The sequence below is a fragment of the Arenibacter catalasegens genome, assembly GCF_002909235.1.
Classification (GTDB): Bacteria; Bacteroidota; Bacteroidia; order Flavobacteriales; family Flavobacteriaceae; genus Arenibacter; species Arenibacter catalasegens.
This window is the reverse complement of the sequence record NZ_PHQQ01000034.1, coordinates 1-19,827: the sequence shown is the minus strand read 5'-3', so window position 1 is coordinate 19,827 and position 19,827 is coordinate 1. Positions and strand designations below refer to the sequence as shown.

Sequence of the window (19,827 nt, the reverse complement as noted above, 5' to 3'; positions counted from 1 at the left end):
ATATGCAATGCCGATAATAATTAACCTTGATGTAATGCTTGCAAAGCGTAAAATGTCACTTACCGATCTGTCGGTGAAAGTGGGCATTACTATGTCCAATCTTTCCATTCTTAAAAATGGGAAGGCAAAAGCCATTAGGTTCAGTACGCTTAACTCCATTTGCGAGGTATTGGATTGTCAGCCTGGCGATATTTTGGAATTTAGTCCTGAAGGATGATCAATTAGAAATCAGAATCGATTTTTATTGACTTTTAAACAATGGCCAGATTGAAAGCTTATTGTGGCCCTGCGGGCAACATATTTCTTATAGCAGAAATTTTCCACCTATTTTCCTCGAAAACTACAATAAAAGTGCTCCACATATTCCTAAGGGTATCATCAGGATTCTGTATTTGATATCTGGCATCTGCTATTGCACTCTCCGCATTAAGAAAGCGTATTTTTTCAATTTTGAAGGTTCGTGTTCCTGGGTTGCCAGTCGAGCTTTGGAGCATCCCTTTCATGGATTCTTTTTTACCCGTTCTCCAAATCCCCGATGAAACCAGTTGATCTACATCTGCCGTTAGAATTTCTTTGAGCAATAGGGTATCTTTCTTTTCCCTGGCTTGGGCATAGGCTTCTATCAAGGCATGAATCCCTTGCCTTTGTTCCGAATTACCCGTATTGCCCTGGGAATATGACAATTGCATGGCTAGAAAAATGTACAGGGTTAAAAGGAAGCTCTTTTTCATTTTTTTCTAGTTTTAAGATTATTCGGGTTACTGTCTGATAAACACAAAAAGGATGATGTGCTTTATATTAAATACGTCATCTGTAAATCTAAACTTTAATTTAATGCTTTCGTTTTAGCCCAGCATCCATTTCCCTTACTTATTTGGATTTCTACTCGAATTTTATAGGAGCTTATTTGGTGGATCGGTTCAAATAAATAACATAAATCGATAGACAAGTGCTTAAAATGAGGAATGTCATGTGCTGGTGTGACCATTATCATTTTATAATCCCTTGAGGCATATTAGTTTTGATTTAATTAGAACCAAACGCTTCCCTAATGATTAAGCATTATACGATCATACTCATTTTTTTAACCCTTTTGGTAGTTTCATGTAATGTTAATCGGCCCATTTCAATAAAGAATACTTCCATTGTAAAGTCCGATTCCACAGCGCAAAAGGCGGAGGAGCAAAATAATAGCCTGAAGAAATCGAAACCCATACAAGCCTATATTAATAGAGATATTACAGTTGGCCATTATTTTAAGTTTATGGATTCTTTGGCGAACAAGAATGATTCCTTGGTGCCCTATACTTTATCCGAGCATATCTTGGTGCGAGCCAATCCGTGGATAATGGATACTTTGGCCAACACGGATTATTACAGGCAAATGGCATTGGATTCCTTTGTTTATGATCAGCGGAAAATGATTGTTCTCAAGGCTCATGATTCTTTGTTGATACCGGATGCGGACGAAGGGCAGAATCTTATAAGGAATATTGAAAATACTTGGATAGATGTAAATATTCCAGAGTACAAACTTCGTATTTATCAAGATTCCTTGCTTCTGTATACCATCCCCATTCGGGTAGGACAGCATAGAAAAAGATATTTGGCCATGGGGGATCGCGTTACAGATTTAAGGACCAAAACCGGAAAAGGTAAAATAGTAAGGGTGGAAAGGAACCCTAGTTTTTATAATCCCGTGACCGGCAAGCGATTTTATGTCACCAAAAGGGATGACAAAAAAACAACCATAATGCCTGTTATTCCATGGATAGAAACGGAAATAAATGGTATTCGAAATGGGCAAATGATACATCCTACCACCAATCCAGTGAGCTTGGGCAAGGCCTATTCCAACGGTTGTATAGGTGTTACGGAAGCCGATGCATGGATTATTTATTACCACGCCCCTCTAAATACCCCAATCCAAATACGATATAATCTAACTATTTTGGATGACAATGGTGAAAAACAGGAACTAGAGGATATCTATGGTTATCAGTAGCCTTCCCAAATTATTGGTAAATTACTATTTCTAGTTGTTCGTAGATCTTACTTTTTGTTAGTTTGTAGAACAAATAATGGTTTATGGGTAATTTACAAGATTTCCAAAAGTTGGTTATAGCCAATGCCTCTCAGGCAAAAGGGCTTTCTAAAGGGGATATAGCTCCTGATTTTACGTTACTTAATGCCTTAGGTAAAAAAGTATCACTGTCAGAAGAATTGAAATCAGGAATTGTAATCATTAAATTTTATCGTGGTGAATGGTGCCCTATCTGTAACTTGGATCTTAGGGAGATACAGAAATACTTACCCCAAATTAAATCCTTTGGGGCCACCTTATTGGCCATTAGTCCCCAAAAACCAGATGATGCACTAACGGCTACACAAAAAAACGAACTTGAATTTGAAGTGCTTAGTGATGCAAATCAGGAAGTGATAAAAGCATACCGCCTCCAGTTTGATCCAGGGGAGGATTATCACCAGCGTCGCGATTTAACCTTATTGAATGGGGAAGGTTTAAAGACCCTACCCGTTCCAGCTACCTTTATAGTGAATAGAAAGCAAATAATTGAAGCTGGCCATGTGGAGGCAAATTATACCAAAAGGATGACTCCATTGGAAATAATCAATGTGCTTGAAAAGATGGCGGACAAGGCAAAATAGTTTTTCCAAGGCACCAATGGTCCTTTTAATCAGAATGGGAAAAGAGTACATTATCTATAGTGTTGTGCTTCACTAATATTTTTCGGTTGTCTTTAATTAATGTTAAGTCCCCATTTGTTGACCAAGTTCATGGCAGCCCTGTAATTGTATTTACTGCGATCTGAAATTTTCATTCGCTTTAGTGTATTTAAGACCTCTTCTTTTAATAATTGGCTGTTGTCATCAATCAAATAAATAGAATTCATCGCCTGTGTTTGGGCAAATTCCCTGTCGGTTTTTAACGCCCTTAAGAAGCCTTTGTAAGCTTCTTGTTTCTCCCCAAGGATGTAAAGTGATTCTGCAGCTACCACTGCCACGCTCACCGAAGGGTCGTAGATGGCCTTTTTTAAGGCAGAAATTTCAGGTTGTCCTTTATCCTCGAGAAGTAGTAGACCCATTGCGCCCCAATAGCGAATTGCAGATTCATTGGATTTAAGGAACTCTAACATCTTTTGTTTATTTTCAACTTTACCAAATGAGGCAAGTTCTGCTGCCTCAATGATTTTCTGAATGGGTACTTCACCGCTTTGAAAGTAATCGAAGATAGTCTGATCTTTTGCTCTTATGGTGCGCTCATCCTCGGGCATAAACCCGGTATCTTTAATTTTTATTATCCAGTTACGGTTGGCCGTGCGCATTTCCTTTAAAATAGCTGCGTATTCGGCATTATCGGCCAGGTTGTTTGTTTCCCAAGGATCATTTTCTGTATCGTACAATTCCTCTACTGGCTTTGTATTCCAATAGGCGCTTTGAATTTTGTTGCAATCACCATTTTCATAGGCTGTTTGCCATGATTGCAAGGACTTGGCCCTGAACAAATACTCTATTGGCAGCGCATAAATTCTGTGGGGCATGTAATTGTGGATGTAACGGTATTTTTTACTTCTAACGGCCCTGCTCATATCATACCATTCGTCCATGCGGTCACGGAACATATAGGCATATTTTGGATCCGGGCTAATATTTTCACCTAAGAATGCTTCTCCTTGTAACTGTTCCGGTACTTGAGCTCCAACCAAACTTAGTAAGGTAGGATATAGATCAACAAAGCTGATCAAGCGGTCTACTTTTGAATTGGGCTCCTTGGCAGGCCAGAATTTTTTATATTTTTCAGGGATGCGCACAATAAAGGGGACATGAGTTCCTGTTTCGTATACATATCGCTTGCTGCGAGCCAATACACCGCCGTGGTCTGCGTAATAAATGACGATTGTATTATCGGCCATTCCCGATTCCTCCAATTCTTTTAATCGTTCGCCTACAAAAGCATCCATTTGTTGAATCCGGTCATAATACTGTGCCCAGTCGCGTTCCATATCTGGGGTACGGGGATGGTAAGGAGCTATAGGGACTTTTTTGGGATCGTGACCCAACTCACTTATAGGCAACTGCTCATGAATTTTACTTTCATGGGTTATGGTGGTATTAAAAATGGCAAACCAAGGCTTTCCCTGTGGTGCATTTTTATAGTGGGCATCTGAACTACTTTCATCCCATACTTCTTTAGCTACATTGGTGTTGTAGTCGGTTTTAACAGAATTGGTAGTATAATAGCCCAATTCCCTCATAGCTTCTACATGGAATTTTACTTGTTTACCCCTAGGGTAGTTACTTCGCATATTGGAGTGGCCTCCAGAATTGGCATATATTCCCGAAATAATGGTGTTACGCGCCGGTGCACAAACGGGGGCATTGGCATAGGCATGAGTGTACAAAAAACCTTCACTTGCCAATTTGTCAAGATTGGGGGTATTGGCAAATTCATCACCATAGCAGCCTAGAAAGGCACTATTGTCCTCGCTCGTAATCCAAAGAATATTAGGTAGGTCCTGAGCTTGTAACATGTTTGCACAAGTCATTATTAATACTAATACGGCGATGTAGTTAGTGTGATATTTAGTCATTTTCGGGTCTGGATAAATTGCGTTTATTTTAGGACCTTAAATTAACAAATATTATAGACTTACCTTTAGCAGTGTCTTAACATCACCTATAACTTATTAGAAGTTAATCTTGACCTAATCTGTATATAAAAAAGTAGTTAGCAGGTTTATAATGGATTTTTCCACAAATTAGTTCACTTAATAGTCGGTGTATGTAGAATTTTAATACTGGCAGAAACTACTCTTTTGTTAGTTCATATTCCCCACCTCCCTGTTTCAATATCATTTTATTGCCTAATGGAATAAATTCCAATTTTAATCCAGCCTGCTCAAATTTGAACTTGTCAGTTTCATAGGCCTCTAGGGAAAATGAAGGTTGACCGGTTGCCTGGCCCACCAGTATATTATCTTTTTTGGTTATGGTTATTTTTAAAGGAAAACTTGGACTTGAAAACACACCGAGATATTTATCCAAGTCTTCCGACTTTAGATTTAAGGCCTTCGTTTCTTTAAATTCCGGGAGACTATAATCTTTTCCAAAATAGATACTCAATGCCCCGATCATGATATCGTTTATGGGCATGGCCAAGCCATTTGCCGTAAATGCTATAGAAACGTTTTCTACTGGAAAATAGTAGGCATTGGATTGGAAACCGTCTATTGCTCCATTGTGCCCAAATGCTTTTTTATCGTAAAATGGGACTTGAAACATACCTAGGCCATAGCCATCCTCAATTTCCATCATTGCCTGCACCGTTTTCTCTGAAACAATTTTATAGTTAAAAAGGCAGTTCAAGAATATGTTCAGGTCCTTGGGGGTGGCAACAATGGCACCGGCGCCTTGAGGAATGGACATATCAGATTCAGGGGCCAATTGCCATTCGTTGGATTTTGTGTAGGACTTGGCTTCATTATTTTTTGTTGCTATTTTAGCACCATAATAGGTGTTTTCCAAAGCGCAGGGCTTGCAAACCATCTCCTTTATCAGCTGAGCCAAGTCTTTATTTTCTACTTTTTCCGCAATAAAGGAAAGCAACACATAATTGGAGTTGGAATATTCAAATTTGGCATTGGGCTCAAAAACACTACCGTTTCCTGCGATTTTTTTGACAAGGTCTTCTTTTGATATGGGCTGTTCCATCCAAGAGGTAAAATCCTCGGCACTTGTAAAATTAAATATGCCGCTACGATGTTTTAATAATTGCGCTATAGTTATTTCTTGGGAGTTCTTGATTTCCGGATAAAAATCCGAGAGTTTGGTGCTCAAACTTAATTTACCGTTCTCGATCAATCTCAAGATAATAGAAGCCGTAAAGGTCTTGGAAATAGAGCCGATACGGTATTTGGTTTTATCGGTGGCCTTTATGTTGTCTTCTTTGCTAGCAAAGCCGAATGCATGGTGATAGGCTTCCTTTCCCTCTTCAGAAATGTAAATACTCCCCATTCCCTTTTGGTTCGATTCGATAAGCGTGAAAAGACTGTCCATTTTTTTCCGGTCGAAATCTTGGGCGGACAAATTTGTGCTTAGTACAAAGGTGATTAGTAGTAGTATGTTTTTCATCTTCTTTAGGTTAGTGTGTTTGGCATCTGTTATTCCTCCATTACTTTAATAAGTTCGTCAATTTTTCCCAATCTAGGGGTTATTTCCATTAACTCCCTATACTTTATTGATGTATGAATCGTTCTAAGCTCGACTGTACCTCTAGCATCAATTTCGACATCTCAAATTTTATCCACTCCGTATTAGCGGAGGACTGCCGAATGTATCACTCCCAATTATATTCAAAGTTAAAATAGTCAGTCCATTTACTTATAAAACATTAATGCATCAATAACAATTGAATGCACTCCATTAAGATTTACTCCGTATATTAAACATACTTTAATTCTATCTTCCCACACTTTAATTAGAGCAAATCCTATTTTACAAGAATTATTTTCTAAACGTTTTTGACCATTTTTTATACTCCCTTTCTACATCTTTTTGACCATTCCATTTTTTATATACCACCCTCCATTTGATTGAATACTCTTTCCCTACTTCAAATTCTGGCAGAATGTACTGGAAATCCCACGCTGGCTTACCTTTTCCAGCTCCACTAGGAGACTTGGAAAATCTTATAATTCCTTCCTCGGGCTTATCGAATAAATATGCAAAGACCATATTGTGAAATCTTCCATAATAATATGGCTCGGTAAAAATGTATTCCGAGACTTCTACAGTAAGACCTACATTAAAATTGGGTGCTGTATACAAGTTATAATTATCATTGTCGCCTATATGGGTGCCATTCTCATTGTGTTTCGCAGAAAGGGCATATATCCATTGGCTTGAAACACTACTATTCTTCTTTTTTCCTTTGAAATTAATTCCCAGTTTTTCCGGAAAATTAATATAAGAAGCCCAAAATAATCCAACGTATCCATGTTTAAACATGCTTTTGTCATGGACTACAAAATTAAACTCTACATCTATGTAATGAGGGTCTACCAATTGAAAAGTTGTCCAACTTTCTACTTTTGAAATGCTTGTTTTTGGCTGATGAAGCATAACTTTTTTATCAGAAATACTTTTTATAGTCATTGGTTCACGTCTAGGCTCAAAAAGTGATATTAGTGAATCCCCACCAAAAATATGTTCCAAGTTAACCCCAGCGAAATGGGGAACAAATAGCGTAGAATCTTGATCCTTATGAAAAAGTTCTGATATACCATTATAGCCTTCTTTGTGCACTCCATAGGAACTATTATCTACAAAAGTTGCTTTAAGTTCTCCGTTATCTAAAGTTACTGTGGATTGTGAGTAAGCCGAATATTGAAAACACGTCTGAAAAATGAATGATAGAATTAACATTTTCCTCAAAATATTGCTGCTCATAATTGTTTATTTTACATTAGGATTATTATTTCTAGTTTTTTCTATGTTGAAAACCGGAAATCTATTAAATAGAAAAAGACCTAAAATAATACAAATCTTGTTGGCTTTTTATTATTCAACGTCCATTGCATAATTCGTAGTCGATTTCTTATTATAACACGGAAATTGAAAGGGAATAAATTAATTATTTTGACTTAGGCACCTACTCTAAAAGATAAAAGTAGTAAACATAGGAAAACAGACATTAAAAGAGTGGAGTAACGATATAAATGCCAATACCTTTTTGATTTCCAGAAGAGTTTTACTGATTTGGACTAAGGCTTCGTCCGAATCCTTCAACGTAAAAATAAAAGCATTTAGGGCGCAGTTCAGAGAGGTTAGAATATAGAATTATTCCAGTTTAGACTATCACTTATATCTGCCTAAATCCAAAATCTCACAACCAATTGCGCTTGATCGTGGAGAATACTGGAGTCGAACCGGTGACCTCTTGCCTGCCAGAACTGCGATTGTAGCTCCAAAACATAACAAATAGATATGTATATGGCTTATATTCAGAAACATAAACTTACTTTGGTGTCATTTGATATCAAATGAATATAATCAATTGCGTGCAATTTTTTTTATCTTTAATTATAATGTACACTAGTGTTAAGATTTCTTTAGATAAACGTAGACAAACATTCAAGGTGATGCGAAATATCCAGGTGGACAATAAAGAGTTGGACTTAAAATTGGGCATTGATTGCCAAATATGGATCAATACTTCTTGGAAGAGGTCTTTGGTATCTTCGGCATCTTTAGCGTAAACGGAATAAATTCTCAGCAACTTTTGTTGATTCTGTTCCAATGCCTCTAGAAAAGTGTTTTCAAGTTCTTTGCCCATTCTTATGACTTGTCTCTACTACCTTAGTTACAGGAGTTTTAAAAATATGACAACTTATCCGATAAATATTTTATGAAATGTTCAAACTCCACATTCAACTATTAATTTTGAGTCGATTTATTATTTCTTGAAATGAGACATATGCGAAATATAGATCATCTTTGTTTCAGTACTATGGACTGTTATTTTTATACTGAAAAGCCAAGACCTGATCCCTAGAGAAGATCATGTTCATAATTTGTAGTCACGTGATTCAACATTAATTTAATATCTATGAAAGTTTTTGAGTGTGGTCATTGTAATTATCCCTTATTTTTTGAAAATAACCAATGTGATAATTGCGGACATTCATGCGGTTATCGGGCCGCAGACCGTAAAATGCTCACCTTTGACCCCTTGAGCACTTCTTTGATTTCTGACCGGGAAAAAATTGAGTACAAGTACTGTAAAAACAAGGAGCATAAAGTTTGCAATTGGCTACTCGAAAAGAACGAAAAACATGATTATTGCCCAGCATGCCAGCTCAATAGAACAATCCCCAATCTGTCGGAAATAGAGAACTTTGCGAAATGGAGAAACTTGGAAGTTGCCAAACACCGACTTATATATCAGCTTCAAAAAATCGGTCTGGATTTGCCAAGTAAGATGGTTAATAATGAAGGGTTGTGTTTTGACTTTATAGCCAAAAGGAACAACTTAAAGATTATGACCGGTCACGCAAATGGTGTAATAACTATCTTGATCCGAGAGGCAGATTCCGTTTTTCGGGAGCAAACAAGAAAGGAGATGCAGGAGCCTTATCGGACGCTAATCGGCCACTTGAGACATGAAGTAGGTCATTACTTCTGGGAACAATTAGTTTCAAAAAACAAGGATATTTTATCGTCATTTAGGACAATCTTTGGAAATGAGGAAGTGAGTTATAGTAGTTCTTTACAAGCCTACTACAAACATGGTGCACCTTCCAATTGGGGAGACTCATTCATTAGCAAATATGCAACATCACACCCTTGGGAAGATTGGGCCGAGACCTGGGCTCATTATCTGCACATTATGGACATGGTAGAGACGGCACATTTTTTTGGTTTGAAGGTTAATTCTACAGATATTTCAAAAAACATGCGGATTGAAGCAACATCTGATCCTTACTCCGTAAAAAACTTTGAAACTATTATCAATACTTGTATACCATTATCATTTGCGGTCAATAGCCTCAATCGAGCGATGGGTGTCCCCGATGTATATCCGTTTGTGATTACTCCGGGGGTAGTAAATAAAATGACGTTTATTCACCAATTGCTATTGCCGAAACGATAGTTCCTAAACTTTATACTATTGCCTTCACTTGCTATGGCTAAAATAAGTGAGTTGAATGTGTAGTTAAGTTGGGATGAAACTTTATCCCAAGAAAAGAGTTTCATTTTTGAGATTATAATTGCTCTCTAAACTGCATTGGTATTGTGATGGACCTCAGGGAACATTGAATTAGTGGTTAAGGTTATTACACTAATCCACAAATATTTTACTTCAAACCCATTGCCAAGTTTTAATAGTTATGATTATTAGGTTTTATATAATATCGTCCTTGGATTCTATTGACTTTATTACTGTGGCTCTAGTTTAAATAAACTTTTTACACTATCTTTAAAAGGAACGCTATTCCAACAGGTTAGATTGAGCTCCTCTTTAAAATCTGACACACTATTCAACTACACTTCAACAATATGCCTAAAATTAATTTTGACGAGTATACGATAAAAGGTTTTTATGACGAAATGTTCAACGATGCCCATGAAGTGCGACCAAGTTATGAACTATTTAAAAAACGCCTAGAGAAAGTAAGTTGGAACAAACTTAATTTCCTTCAGCATTCAACCGATCGTGCACAGTTATCCCTGGGCATGACTTTTAATGTATATAGTGACAATCAAGGGGTTGAGCGTATTCTCCATTTAGACATCATTCCAAGAATAGTGAGCGGTGCAGATTGGGACTATTTATCAAAGGGACTCCAACAAAGAATAGTAGCTCTAAATTTATTTATTAATGATATTTATAATGACCAAAAGGTCCTAAAGGATAAGATTATTCTCAAAGAGTTGGTGCTTTCGAGCGCTAGTTATCTTAAAGAATGTATTGGGCTTACACCACCGGAAAAGGTCTGGAGCCATATCTCCGGTACCGATCTCATCCGAGGAGCAGATGGAAAGTTTTATGTGTTGGAAGATAATTTAAGGTGCCCATCCGGAGTATCCTATATGCTGGAAAATAGGGAGATCTTGAAACGTACTTTTCCAGAAATGTTTGAGCAACTACATGTTAGGCCGGTCCACGATTATTCGCACTATTTAAGGGATATGCTAGAGTCCCTAACGAAAGTCAATAAACCCACTATTGTGGTATTAACACCTGGGATCTATAATTCAGCTTATTTTGAACATGCTTATCTGGCACAACAAATGGGAGCTGAATTAGTGGAAGGAGGAGATTTGGTAGTCAAAGGCGATTTTGTTTATATGATGACCACAAATGGTCTACAAAAGGTCGATGTTATTTACCGCAGGGTGGATGATGAATTTATTGACCCATTGGTATTCAATAAAGATTCGCTTTTAGGAACTCCCGGGCTGTTCGGGGCCTATTTAAAGGGAAATGTGGTATTGGTGAATGCCCCAGGAGCTGGTGTAGCTGATGACAAGGCAGTTTATGCCTATATTCCAAGGTTGATAAAATATTATTTGGGCGAGGAGGCACTAATACCAAATATTAAAACATATATATGTGCTGAAGAACAAGATTGCAAATATGTTATAGAAAACATTGCGGAATTGGTGGTTAAACAGACAGATGGTTCTGGAGGATATGGAATGTTGATAGGTCCACATGCTACAAAAGCGGAACAAGAGGAGTTCGTAAAGAAAATCAAAAACAATCCTAGGAATTATATTGCACAACCAATGATCAACCTTTCCCGAGTGCCAACACTCTGTGATAATAGTATAGAGGGCCGACATGTAGATTTAAGACCCTATATTCTCTATGGAAAGGATATCAAGGTAATACCAGGGGCGTTGACCAGGGTAGCGTTGAAAAAGGGGTCGTTAGTCGTAAATTCTTCACAAGGAGGAGGCAGCAAGGATACTTGGGTCTTGGATAATAAATAAAACAGAACTATGCTAAGTAGAATCGCAAATACCATGTATTGGATGAATAGGTACGTTGAACGGGCCGAAAATTATGCCAGATTCATGGATGTAAATTTCAATCTTTCGTTGGAATCGGCACCTGATGCTATTCAGCAATGGAAACCTTTGGTGGTCATTACAGGGGATTGGGATCTATATGAGTCCCTTTATGAGACTGTGGAAAAGGAAAAAGTCATATATTTCTTGGGATTCGACCCTCAAAACCCGAATTCGGTATACAACTCTATTTGTCACGCAAGGGAAAACGCAAGGGCCATTAGGCCAGAATTGACTAAGGAAGTATGGGAACAAATCAACTACTTGTATTATTTCGTAAAGGAAGGATTGGAAAAAAAGAGTTGGAAAGAGAGCGACCCACGTCTATTTTTTAAAAAAGTGAAGGAAGGGTGTCAGCTCTTATATGGAATTTTGGCCATATCAATATCCCGAAACGATGGTTGGCATTTTGGAAAAATTGGTCAATTGATAGAACGTGCCGACAAAACGTCACGTGTTTTAGATGTAAAATATCACATCTTACTAACAACACCACAGGCTGTAGGCACTCCCTTCGACCTAGCTCAATGGGCGGCTTTGCTTAAATCAGTATCCGCTTATGATATGTACCGAAAAAAATATGGGAAACTTACCGCTTTGAATATTTCGGAATTTTTGATTTTAGATAAGGTTTTCCCTCGCTCCATTAACTTCTGTTTAATTGAGGCCGAAAAGTCCTTAAAAGCAATTACCGGTAAGGAAGGTGGGTTTACCAATAGCGCTGAAAAACAGTTGGGTAAACTTAGATCACAATTAGAGTTTACAGATGTAAATGACATTTTTGACAGTGGTTTGCATGAGTATATTGATGCCTTCCAGAAAAGACTCAATGAGGTGTCAACAGCGGTTTACGACTCCTTTTTTGCAAACTCACACGAACAGACAAGTTTTAATATGGAAAACCAATGATTCTCTACTTTAGTACTTTGTTAAAATTGGGTTTTGGTGGTATTACTGGCACAGGAATTATCGCGGGCCATGAGTATACGCGGGCTAAAAAGCAAATAAAAATAGCGTACGAAAAAGAAGTTATGCCCAATGTCAAATCTATACCTGAACGATAAGGTTTTATGGAAGTTGAAATTATACACGAAACTGAATATGAGTATCAATCGGAAGTCTACTTGGAACCGCATTACTTTAGGTTCAAACCAAGAGAAACATCATATGCAGAACTAAAAAAATTCAAATTACAAGTTTCACCTAAGGTAGCCGGAATTTCTCAACAGACTGATGCCGAAAACAATACCATACATTTTAGTTGGTTTGAAGGGATGCACACGAAACTAAGCATCAAGTCGACCTCCATATTGACCATTATCCCATATAATCCGTTTAATTTTCTTTTGTATCCATCTAGCATTAATCAAATGCCATTTGCGTATGACGAGGCTTTAAAGAAATTATTATATCCCTTTATAGAAAAAATTTCAATTGGGGCATCCTTAAAAGAGTACGGAGACGCACTATTATTGGGAGTAAATGGCAACACACTTGCTTTTTTAAGGGAGTTGACCATGCACATCCATGAAGATTTTGATTTAGAAATACGTGAAGAAGGAGAACCGCACCAACCAGATCAAACATTTGAGTTGAAAAAAGGGTCATGTAGGGATTTTGCTTGGATGCAAATTCAACTATTGCGTCACCTAGGCATTGCCGCGCGTTTTGTAAGCGGGTATTTTTACGTTGAGGTAGATAATCCTAAATATGAGCTTCATGGTTGGACAGAAGTGTTCCTGCCAGGTGCGGGGTGGATAGGTTATGACCCCAGTAACGGTATTAGAACATCCAATATGTATTTTCCGGTATCCTCAAGCGCTACCTATTTGAATACTATGCCCGTTTCAGGGTCGGTAAGAGGAAATGCTACTTCAATTCTAACAACTAGCTTGGAGATTAAAGTGCGGCCCTAAATTAAGAGAGCGTTTATTGTAGTAAATTAGATAGAATTGGACTTTCTACTAGAACTTAACCATTGCTAGAACCCCTTATTGTACGGCAAATAAATGACCCCCTTTATTTAGGATTGGTTTAGAAACGGTGGTCTATGATAGTCGAAAAATTGCCGTATTTAGTCAATTCATTTTACGTTTATAATAGCGACAAGACTCGAGAGTTCATTATTGGATGGTGACAGATGCACAAGCTTGAAGATTTTGGTCTGGAAATTATACCGCAAAAGACCACCCATTTCGCTATTGACTAAGGCTATTTGTTCACCGCTATCAGCGTTGAAATAGCTTTTGCCAAAATCTTGTTTGAAACTTATTCTAGTTGGGAAGGGCAATTTTTCAAATTTTTGGCTAACAATATCAAATGCAACTGGAATAGCAGCATTGGTAAATCCTGTATTGAACTCCCAGGCCAAGCCGAATAACTTTTTGGCATCCTTGTTTTTTGACAATATAATGGGAGGTGAATCCAAATTGGATGTACTTATGGTGTTTTGGGAGCCAATGGAGAGGTCAAGAGAGCTAAATATAGGCTGATTATTGGAGTTGTCGTACCTACTTGAAATGTAATAGGTATTTCCTACGAGGCATGTAGAGTTAATAAAACCTTGAACAAATTGAATTCCCGTATAGGTGATTAACAAGGTTTGGGGGTCAATATGAATCAGATAATTAGGGTTTTCTTTTGAAACGTTTACCACATCACCAACGACGCCTACCAATCTCTTATTCTCATTATCCCAGTCCAAAGCTATTAAACCAGCAAACTCTGGAAAAACGTTGTTCGAAAAATCTAAAATGGTACATTTAGAGCTAAGTGATTTATTATTAAGCTCGCATAATTGTCCTCTAAATCCTGTTGTTGTGCCATCACCGGAAAAAATTTCAGGCATCTGTTCGTACATGTATGTCGTATTTTCAGAACTCGTTACGGTATTAAATGCAATGTTAAAGGTAATTTCAGGTATTTCGCCAACTTTTTTTATTTCCCCCGTCTCATCACCAATTTCAAATATTGTTCCGTCGTTTCTTAGGGCGGTGTAAGTATAGGCATCGGACAAAATAGGTTCTTGTGGTTTTGGATCTGACTCCTGTTCTTCTTTGGAACAATTTGTAAGGAACAAAATACCCAAAAAACAAAATGTAGATAAAATTGATATTCGTCTTAAATGGAATAATTTAACCATATACTTTATAGAGATTGTGGATTAAAATTAGATCATATTTCAATCGGTAATTGAAAGTTGGATCAAAATATTTTTTTTCATAATCACTATCGTGAAAGGGCTAAACTTTAACCTTAACATGACCTTGCTTTTTTTAGAATAATGGCTTGTAGAAATATTGTAAGTAGCTTTCGGACTTGGTTAAAAAAAGGATTTGATACAAAGGCGATCTGTATCAAACGTAAACTTATTCAAGTTTTGCCTGCAAAATAACAAAGATGTTTTCCTGTCCCGACCCCAAGAATACAACCTTGTTGGCCATATCAGCTGAGAAGCCAAGGTCAAAAAGGTTCAATGGCGGGGTACAAGCTCATTTCAGTAGCTTATGACATACACAAATATAGAGAGGGAGGGTTGAACTTTAAAGCACTTCATATGACGATACATCCGGTAAAATCATGGTAAAGAACAACCTATTTCTCGGTAAGTGATTATAATTTGAACAGGTATCTCAACGAATTTTGATTTAGAATAAGCCATTACAGAGTAAGGAAATAACCTATTCATCAAAATGGTTGAGAGAGATATAATTTATCAAACACAATTGGTAACTAATTACTAACCTCTAAAGTTCCGTTAATTTACCTTTTACGGAACTAAATATGGTAGTAGGATATGCCGAGGTTTTCAAAATAGATTAATTATTCCTTTATAGATAGACCTTTTGCAAGTGGTGTATATGATTTGCTCCAATACAGGCACTGAAAAATTTAAAAAATATGGATTGAATACTGAAAAGAGTAGCCTTTGAAACATATTTGCTACAATTTGATGTTTAAAATGGAATAATTAGGGTATTTATATAAATATTGTCCAATGACAGAGGACAGAGCATATTTTTTACTCTTCCCATCGTAATTTAAAAATTCAAGGATAGAACCCTTATTTTAAATAAAGCGTTACACTTCCTTCAAATGTTTGTAATTTGTTTTTATCATTTCCAATACTTCATCCATTTTTCCGCCTAATATCATTTTACTCATAGATAAAGCATACCCTTTCATTTGTTCAAATTCTAATTTTGGTGGCATGGCCAGTGCTTGTGGATTTGTCATTATATTGATTAAAACCGGGCCTTTTTCGGCAAAAGCTTCCTTCAAAGATTGTTTCAAATTTTCTGGACGGTTAATCGTTAACCCCTTAAAGCCCATGGCTTGGGCTATCATTGTAAAATCTGGATTTACCATTTCAGTTTCATTATCGGGCAAGCCTTGTACTTGCATTTCCAATTCTACCATTCCTAAGGCCCTGTTGTTAAACACCACTAACTTTATGGGAAGGTCATATTGTTTTATGGTTGCCAAATCTCCCAAAAGCATTGATAATCCCCCGTCTCCGCAGAATGCAACAACTTCTCTGGTCGGATATGCCAATTGGGCCCCTATTGCCATAGGCATCGCATTCGCCATCGAGCCGTGATTGAAAGAGCCGAGCATTATTCTCTTTCCGGTTCCGCGTATGTATCTGGCTCCCCACACACAACACATTCCGGTATCTACGGTGAAAATAGAATCGTCTTTTGCCAATGAGTTGATAGTGCTGGCAACATATTCCGGACTGATGTGGTTTTCCGTGCCTGTATCCTTAACATAGATATTCAGATTTTCTTTTACTTTTTCATACAAATGTAACTGTGCCTTTAGAAAGCTATCATCGTTTTTTTCTTTGATCAATGGCAGTAAAGCTTCCATTGTATCCTTTATTTTTCCGGTCAGGCCCATTTCTAATTTTGCACGCCTTCCCAACCGTTCTGGCTTTTCATCCACTTGAATGATCTTATTTTTGACGGGCATAAAATGTTCGTACGGGAAATCGGTACCCAATAACAATACAACGTCGGATTCGTGCATCGCATGATAAGCTGATGGAACTCCCAACAATCCAGTCATTCCTACTTCATAAGGATTGTTATGTTGCATACCCATTTTCCCTCTAAATGAATAACCGATAGGTGCTTTGAGCAACCCAGCTAATGTCACGATATCATCATGGGCCTCCCTTGCTCCAATACCACAAAAAATTGATATTTTAGGATGTTTGTTCAGTAGGTCGGCCATTTTTTGTAATTCCGAATTAGCTGGTCGCAGTACTGTTTCACTATTGTAGTTAAGCATAGCAGTTGCACTTTCTTCAGCTGGCATGAAAGAGACATCACCTGGCAACCCGAATACCGCAACACCTTTTTTGTGAATCGCGTGTTGTATGGCCGCTTGCAACATTCTAGGTATTTGTTTAGGGGTGGTAGCCACTTCATTGTATACACTACAATCGTCGAATAATTTAATGGTGTTGGTACTTTGAAAATAATCTATTCCAAACTCTGGTGTATTGATGGTAGATGCAATCGCTATAACTGGAACGCCCGAACGATTGGCGTCGTAAAGTGCATTGATCAAATGTACATGTCCTGGGCCACTACTTCCAGCACAACAAGCTAAACCATCAAGTTCTGCTTCGGCAGCAGCGGCATAAGCTCCTACTTCTTCATGTCGCACATGGATCCATTTAATTTTTCCACTTCTTCGAACGGCGTCGTTCAAATTATTTAAGCTATCGCCAGTAACGGCATAAATTCTTTTTACGTTGTTATTGACCAGCATCTCTACTATTTGGTCTGCTACCTTTTTTGCCATGGTTCTAGTTTTAGTGTATTTATTGTAAAGGGGGTTTATTGGAAAATTAATTATGCAACATTTTATATTTATTTGAGATATCGATCATAATACTCTTTTTTGATAATGCACACTATAGTAATGAATTCCACATATTCCGTTTCAATCAACTTTAATTAAGGGGAGGTCAGGAATTCAATAGAAATTCATGTGATTTGGATAACACCCCTTTGCCCAACTGACTTTCCATAAATTCCTAGGCAATAAAAAGCTGGTACCTTCCTAAACTCCGACTTATACTTAACTTTTGTACTTGGTGTTTTCTAATGGTCAGTAAGGTTTCTTTTTCGTAGTTGGTATTGGTAAAATAGACCGTTGGCATCCTCTACCTGGGTTATGAAAAGGAAAGGGCGAAATTCAACTTTATGAATTATGGTAATCTCATGATGCGATTTACAAGACAACAGTTCTTCTAGTTTTAACAGTTCAAAACTTGCGCTTGGTCTATTCTCGTTTTCAAATTATCATCCTTTCTAACGGGAAGGAACACTTTGGCCTCATTCGCTGCCAACTATATGGCTGTGGCTTCGCCGATGTCAGTTGAGGGCCCCGTTAATATTACTACTCTATCTTTAATCAGTATAACCTTTTGGTTTTATGGGTTTAAGATTCGAATTGGGCTTTTAATTTCAAGATGTAACAAAATAAGGACATTTCAATTATTAAGGTTGACTGTAATCTTATTATTTCTGACGGATATGCGTTACAGAGAAAATGGGGTACGTTTTGAACAACAGAATTATTGTCCACATTAGGTATGGGTTCAAAATGGATTATTCTAGGGATGCATTGGGTTATGCATCAATTTTAAATGGGTCTGCATCATACCAACCGTTAAATTAGTGGGAACTTTATACGGAATTATAAAACAGAGAAATGGAAAATGTATTAGTAGCCGGTGCCAGCGGGCACACGGGCAAAAAGATAGTTGCACTTTTAAGGGAGTCACAAGATTTTAATCCCATAGCGATGGTGCGCAAGGAAGAACAAGTAGCACAGTTTTCGGACAATGGAATTACTACTGTTTTAGGTGATTTAGAGAAAAATATCAATCATACGGTCAAGAATATTGACAAGGTGGTTTTTGCAGCTGGATCTGGCGGGAAAAAAGTTATTGAGGTAGATCAAGAAGGTGCCAAACGCCTTATTAGTGCTTCGAAAATCGCCAATATTAAAAAGTTCGTTATGCTAAGTTCCATGGGTGCCGATGCTCCTGAGATAGCATCCGAGCTTCAAGAATACCTGAAAGCGAAACATAACGCCGATGAATACTTAAAGAAAAGTAAGCTGAACTATGCCATCATAAGGCCCGGAACACTTAACAACGAAACAGGCACGGGAAAAATAGCATTGAGCCACAAGCTCAACAATAAAGGAGAAATCAGTAGAGACGATGTAGCCCAAACCTTGGTTAGGGCCTTGCATGATAGTGCTTCTGCGAATGAAACATTTGAAATAATTAGTGGGGAGACATTAATCGCAGAAGCCATGGATGCCCTGTCTGAAGAAAAGATGGCTTAAAAGCAATGTAAAGAAGCAACAAATTCAAATTCAATTAAAAAATGTTAAAACCCAGAAAAGAAGTTCCCAATATAATTGTCGATTTAGTAAACGACACTAAATGGAAGTTAAGTGAACAAGAGCCCGAAAATTTTACTATGGTCTTATTCTACAGGGGAAAGCACTGTCCTGTTTGTAGAAAGCAATTGCATGAACTACAACATAAATTACCGGAATTCATTGCATTGGGAGTGAACGTCATTGCCATTAGTTCGGATACCGAGGAAAAGGCAAAAGCGACCTATAGCGAATGGAAAGTTGCCGATGTACGCATCGGGTATGGATTTTCAATTGAAGAAGCTAAGGGATGGGGGCTGTATATTTCCAACGGAATCAAAGACACGGAACCTGAACAGTTCATCGAACCAGGGCTATTTTTAATTAAACCGGATGGTACCATGTATAGCGCCTCGATTCAAAGCATGCCCTTTGCGAGGCCTGGTTTTGATGAGTTATTAACCGGAATCGATTATATTATTAAAAATGGTTATCCGGCACGAGGGGAAGCATAATGCTGATTAGCTTAACATAAAATAACCTTTTTATCATTTTATTTACATACATTATTGTTTGGGCCGTTCGAAAGAGTCGGTCAAATTCAACCAATGTAAACATCCTTGAGATACCGGCATTAACTTTAAAAATTTGTTCATAAAGTTAAGGGGAGAGCCCTTTTAGTGGTTTTACCCTGAATATGGATCAATCCCAAAAGTTGTGTGTGAATTGAAATAGGAGTCCGATCTTTGCAAGAAAACGATCGGCATTGGAATTATCTTTGGACCTATTAAAGCTTATACTACCAGAACTATTAATAACGCA

The 19,827-nt window shown here is 37.6% G+C and carries 16 protein-coding genes; 9 read left to right on the top strand and 7 right to left on the bottom strand.

What is annotated here, in order from left to right:
• Positions 1-7: 7 nt before the first annotated feature.
• Complete coding sequence (locus CWD90_RS20665; protein ID WP_103477959.1) at positions 8-217, top strand: helix-turn-helix domain-containing protein; 210 nt, start codon at positions 8-10, stop codon at positions 215-217.
• 58 nt (positions 218-275) lie between these two features.
• Here the strand turns inward: CWD90_RS20665 and CWD90_RS20660 are convergent, their stop codons facing one another.
• Positions 276-731 (bottom strand): YybH family protein, encoded by a 456-nt coding sequence (locus tag CWD90_RS20660; protein WP_103477958.1) that lies wholly within the window; start codon positions 729-731, stop codon positions 276-278.
• 320 nt (positions 732-1,051) lie between these two features.
• On the opposite strand from CWD90_RS20660, the gene CWD90_RS20655 reads away from it, so the two are divergent.
• The gene (locus CWD90_RS20655; protein WP_103477957.1) at positions 1,052-2,005 is read left to right on the top strand and encodes a L,D-transpeptidase; all 954 of its coding nucleotides are present in this window, start codon (positions 1,052-1,054) and stop codon (positions 2,003-2,005) included.
• Between the two features lie 83 nt (positions 2,006-2,088).
• On the top strand, positions 2,089-2,667 hold the full coding sequence (locus CWD90_RS20650) for a peroxiredoxin-like family protein (RefSeq protein WP_103477956.1): 579 nt from the start codon (positions 2,089-2,091) through the stop codon (positions 2,665-2,667).
• A 92-nt stretch (positions 2,668-2,759) separates the two neighbouring features.
• Here CWD90_RS20650 and CWD90_RS20645 read toward each other — a convergent pair whose 3' ends face one another.
• From CWD90_RS20645 to CWD90_RS20630, 4 genes are all read right to left on the bottom strand, one after another.
• Positions 2,760-4,550, bottom strand: coding sequence for a sulfatase-like hydrolase/transferase (locus CWD90_RS20645; protein ID WP_192878052.1), 1,791 nt, complete (start codon positions 4,548-4,550; stop codon positions 2,760-2,762).
• 277 nt (positions 4,551-4,827) lie between these two features.
• Positions 4,828-6,150: a serine hydrolase domain-containing protein gene (locus CWD90_RS20640; protein WP_103477954.1), complete on the bottom strand. Its 1,323-nt coding sequence runs from the start codon at positions 6,148-6,150 to the stop codon at positions 4,828-4,830.
• Positions 6,151-6,522: 372 nt separating this feature from the next.
• Positions 6,523-7,467: a hypothetical protein gene (locus CWD90_RS20635; RefSeq protein ID WP_157941287.1), complete on the bottom strand. Its 945-nt coding sequence runs from the start codon at positions 7,465-7,467 to the stop codon at positions 6,523-6,525.
• A gap of 589 nt (positions 7,468-8,056) precedes the next feature.
• Positions 8,057-8,353, bottom strand: a complete 297-nt coding sequence (locus CWD90_RS20630; protein WP_103477952.1) for an RNA polymerase sigma factor — start codon at positions 8,351-8,353, stop codon at positions 8,057-8,059.
• Between the two features lie 273 nt (positions 8,354-8,626).
• Here CWD90_RS20630 and CWD90_RS20625 point away from each other — a divergent pair, with 273 nt between their 5' ends.
• The 4 genes from CWD90_RS20625 (at position 8,627) to CWD90_RS20610 (ending at position 13,511) form a co-directional block, all read left to right on the top strand.
• Positions 8,627-9,670 (top strand): zinc-binding metallopeptidase family protein, encoded by a 1,044-nt coding sequence (locus CWD90_RS20625; protein ID WP_103477951.1) that lies wholly within the window; start codon positions 8,627-8,629, stop codon positions 9,668-9,670.
• Between the two features lie 407 nt (positions 9,671-10,077).
• Complete coding sequence (locus tag CWD90_RS20620) at positions 10,078-11,517, top strand: circularly permuted type 2 ATP-grasp protein (protein ID WP_103477950.1); 1,440 nt, start codon at positions 10,078-10,080, stop codon at positions 11,515-11,517.
• Between the two features lie 9 nt (positions 11,518-11,526).
• A complete protein-coding gene (locus CWD90_RS20615; RefSeq protein WP_103477949.1) occupies positions 11,527-12,504 on the top strand; it encodes an alpha-E domain-containing protein in 978 nt (325 codons plus the stop codon).
• 161 nt (positions 12,505-12,665) lie between these two features.
• The gene (locus CWD90_RS20610) at positions 12,666-13,511 is read left to right on the top strand and encodes a transglutaminase family protein (protein ID WP_103477948.1); all 846 of its coding nucleotides are present in this window, start codon (positions 12,666-12,668) and stop codon (positions 13,509-13,511) included.
• Between the two features lie 167 nt (positions 13,512-13,678).
• Here the strand turns inward: CWD90_RS20610 and CWD90_RS20605 are convergent, their stop codons facing one another.
• Together CWD90_RS20605 and CWD90_RS20600 are read right to left on the bottom strand one after the other, a co-directional pair.
• On the bottom strand, positions 13,679-14,737 hold the full coding sequence (locus CWD90_RS20605) for a hypothetical protein (RefSeq protein ID WP_103477947.1): 1,059 nt from the start codon (positions 14,735-14,737) through the stop codon (positions 13,679-13,681).
• A 938-nt stretch (positions 14,738-15,675) separates the two neighbouring features.
• Positions 15,676-17,409 carry a thiamine pyrophosphate-dependent enzyme gene (locus CWD90_RS20600; RefSeq protein WP_103477946.1) on the bottom strand — a complete coding sequence of 578 codons (1,734 nt, stop codon included), beginning with the start codon at positions 17,407-17,409 and terminating at the stop codon, positions 15,676-15,678.
• A gap of 915 nt (positions 17,410-18,324) precedes the next feature.
• Between CWD90_RS20600 and CWD90_RS20595 the strand changes: the two genes are divergently transcribed.
• Together CWD90_RS20595 and CWD90_RS20590 are read left to right on the top strand one after the other, a co-directional pair.
• Entirely contained in the window at positions 18,325-18,969 is a 645-nt protein-coding gene (locus CWD90_RS20595; RefSeq protein WP_103477945.1) for an SDR family oxidoreductase, read from the top strand.
• A 41-nt stretch (positions 18,970-19,010) separates the two neighbouring features.
• Complete coding sequence (locus tag CWD90_RS20590) at positions 19,011-19,520, top strand: peroxiredoxin-like family protein (protein WP_103477944.1); 510 nt, start codon at positions 19,011-19,013, stop codon at positions 19,518-19,520.
• Positions 19,521-19,827: the final 307 nt, after the last annotated feature.

Excerpts from the sequence above, each read along its gene's own strand:
- CWD90_RS20590 (WP_103477944.1), top strand. The coding sequence starts at position 19,011 with ATGTTAAAACCCAGAAAAGAAGTTCCCAATATAATTGTCGATTTAGTA.
- CWD90_RS20640 (WP_103477954.1), bottom strand. The coding sequence starts at position 6,150 with ATGAAAAACATACTACTACTAATCACCTTTGTACTAAGCACAAATTTG.
- CWD90_RS20655 (WP_103477957.1), top strand. The coding sequence starts at position 1,052 with ATGATTAAGCATTATACGATCATACTCATTTTTTTAACCCTTTTGGTA.
- CWD90_RS20595 (WP_103477945.1), top strand. The coding sequence starts at position 18,325 with ATGGAAAATGTATTAGTAGCCGGTGCCAGCGGGCACACGGGCAAAAAG.
- CWD90_RS20610 (WP_103477948.1), top strand. The coding sequence starts at position 12,666 with ATGGAAGTTGAAATTATACACGAAACTGAATATGAGTATCAATCGGAA.
- CWD90_RS20620 (WP_103477950.1), top strand. The coding sequence starts at position 10,078 with ATGCCTAAAATTAATTTTGACGAGTATACGATAAAAGGTTTTTATGAC.
- CWD90_RS20605 (WP_103477947.1), bottom strand. The coding sequence starts at position 14,737 with ATGGTTAAATTATTCCATTTAAGACGAATATCAATTTTATCTACATTT.
- CWD90_RS20645 (WP_192878052.1), bottom strand. The coding sequence starts at position 4,550 with ATGTTACAAGCTCAGGACCTACCTAATATTCTTTGGATTACGAGCGAG.
- CWD90_RS20600 (WP_103477946.1), bottom strand. The coding sequence starts at position 17,409 with ATGGCAAAAAAGGTAGCAGACCAAATAGTAGAGATGCTGGTCAATAAC.
- CWD90_RS20625 (WP_103477951.1), top strand. The coding sequence starts at position 8,627 with ATGAAAGTTTTTGAGTGTGGTCATTGTAATTATCCCTTATTTTTTGAA.
- CWD90_RS20665 (WP_103477959.1), top strand. The coding sequence starts at position 8 with ATGCCGATAATAATTAACCTTGATGTAATGCTTGCAAAGCGTAAAATG.
- CWD90_RS20635 (WP_157941287.1), bottom strand. The coding sequence starts at position 7,467 with ATGAGCAGCAATATTTTGAGGAAAATGTTAATTCTATCATTCATTTTT.
- CWD90_RS20615 (WP_103477949.1), top strand. The coding sequence starts at position 11,527 with ATGCTAAGTAGAATCGCAAATACCATGTATTGGATGAATAGGTACGTT.
- CWD90_RS20650 (WP_103477956.1), top strand. The coding sequence starts at position 2,089 with ATGGGTAATTTACAAGATTTCCAAAAGTTGGTTATAGCCAATGCCTCT.
- CWD90_RS20630 (WP_103477952.1), bottom strand. The coding sequence starts at position 8,353 with ATGGGCAAAGAACTTGAAAACACTTTTCTAGAGGCATTGGAACAGAAT.
- CWD90_RS20660 (WP_103477958.1), bottom strand. The coding sequence starts at position 731 with ATGAAAAAGAGCTTCCTTTTAACCCTGTACATTTTTCTAGCCATGCAA.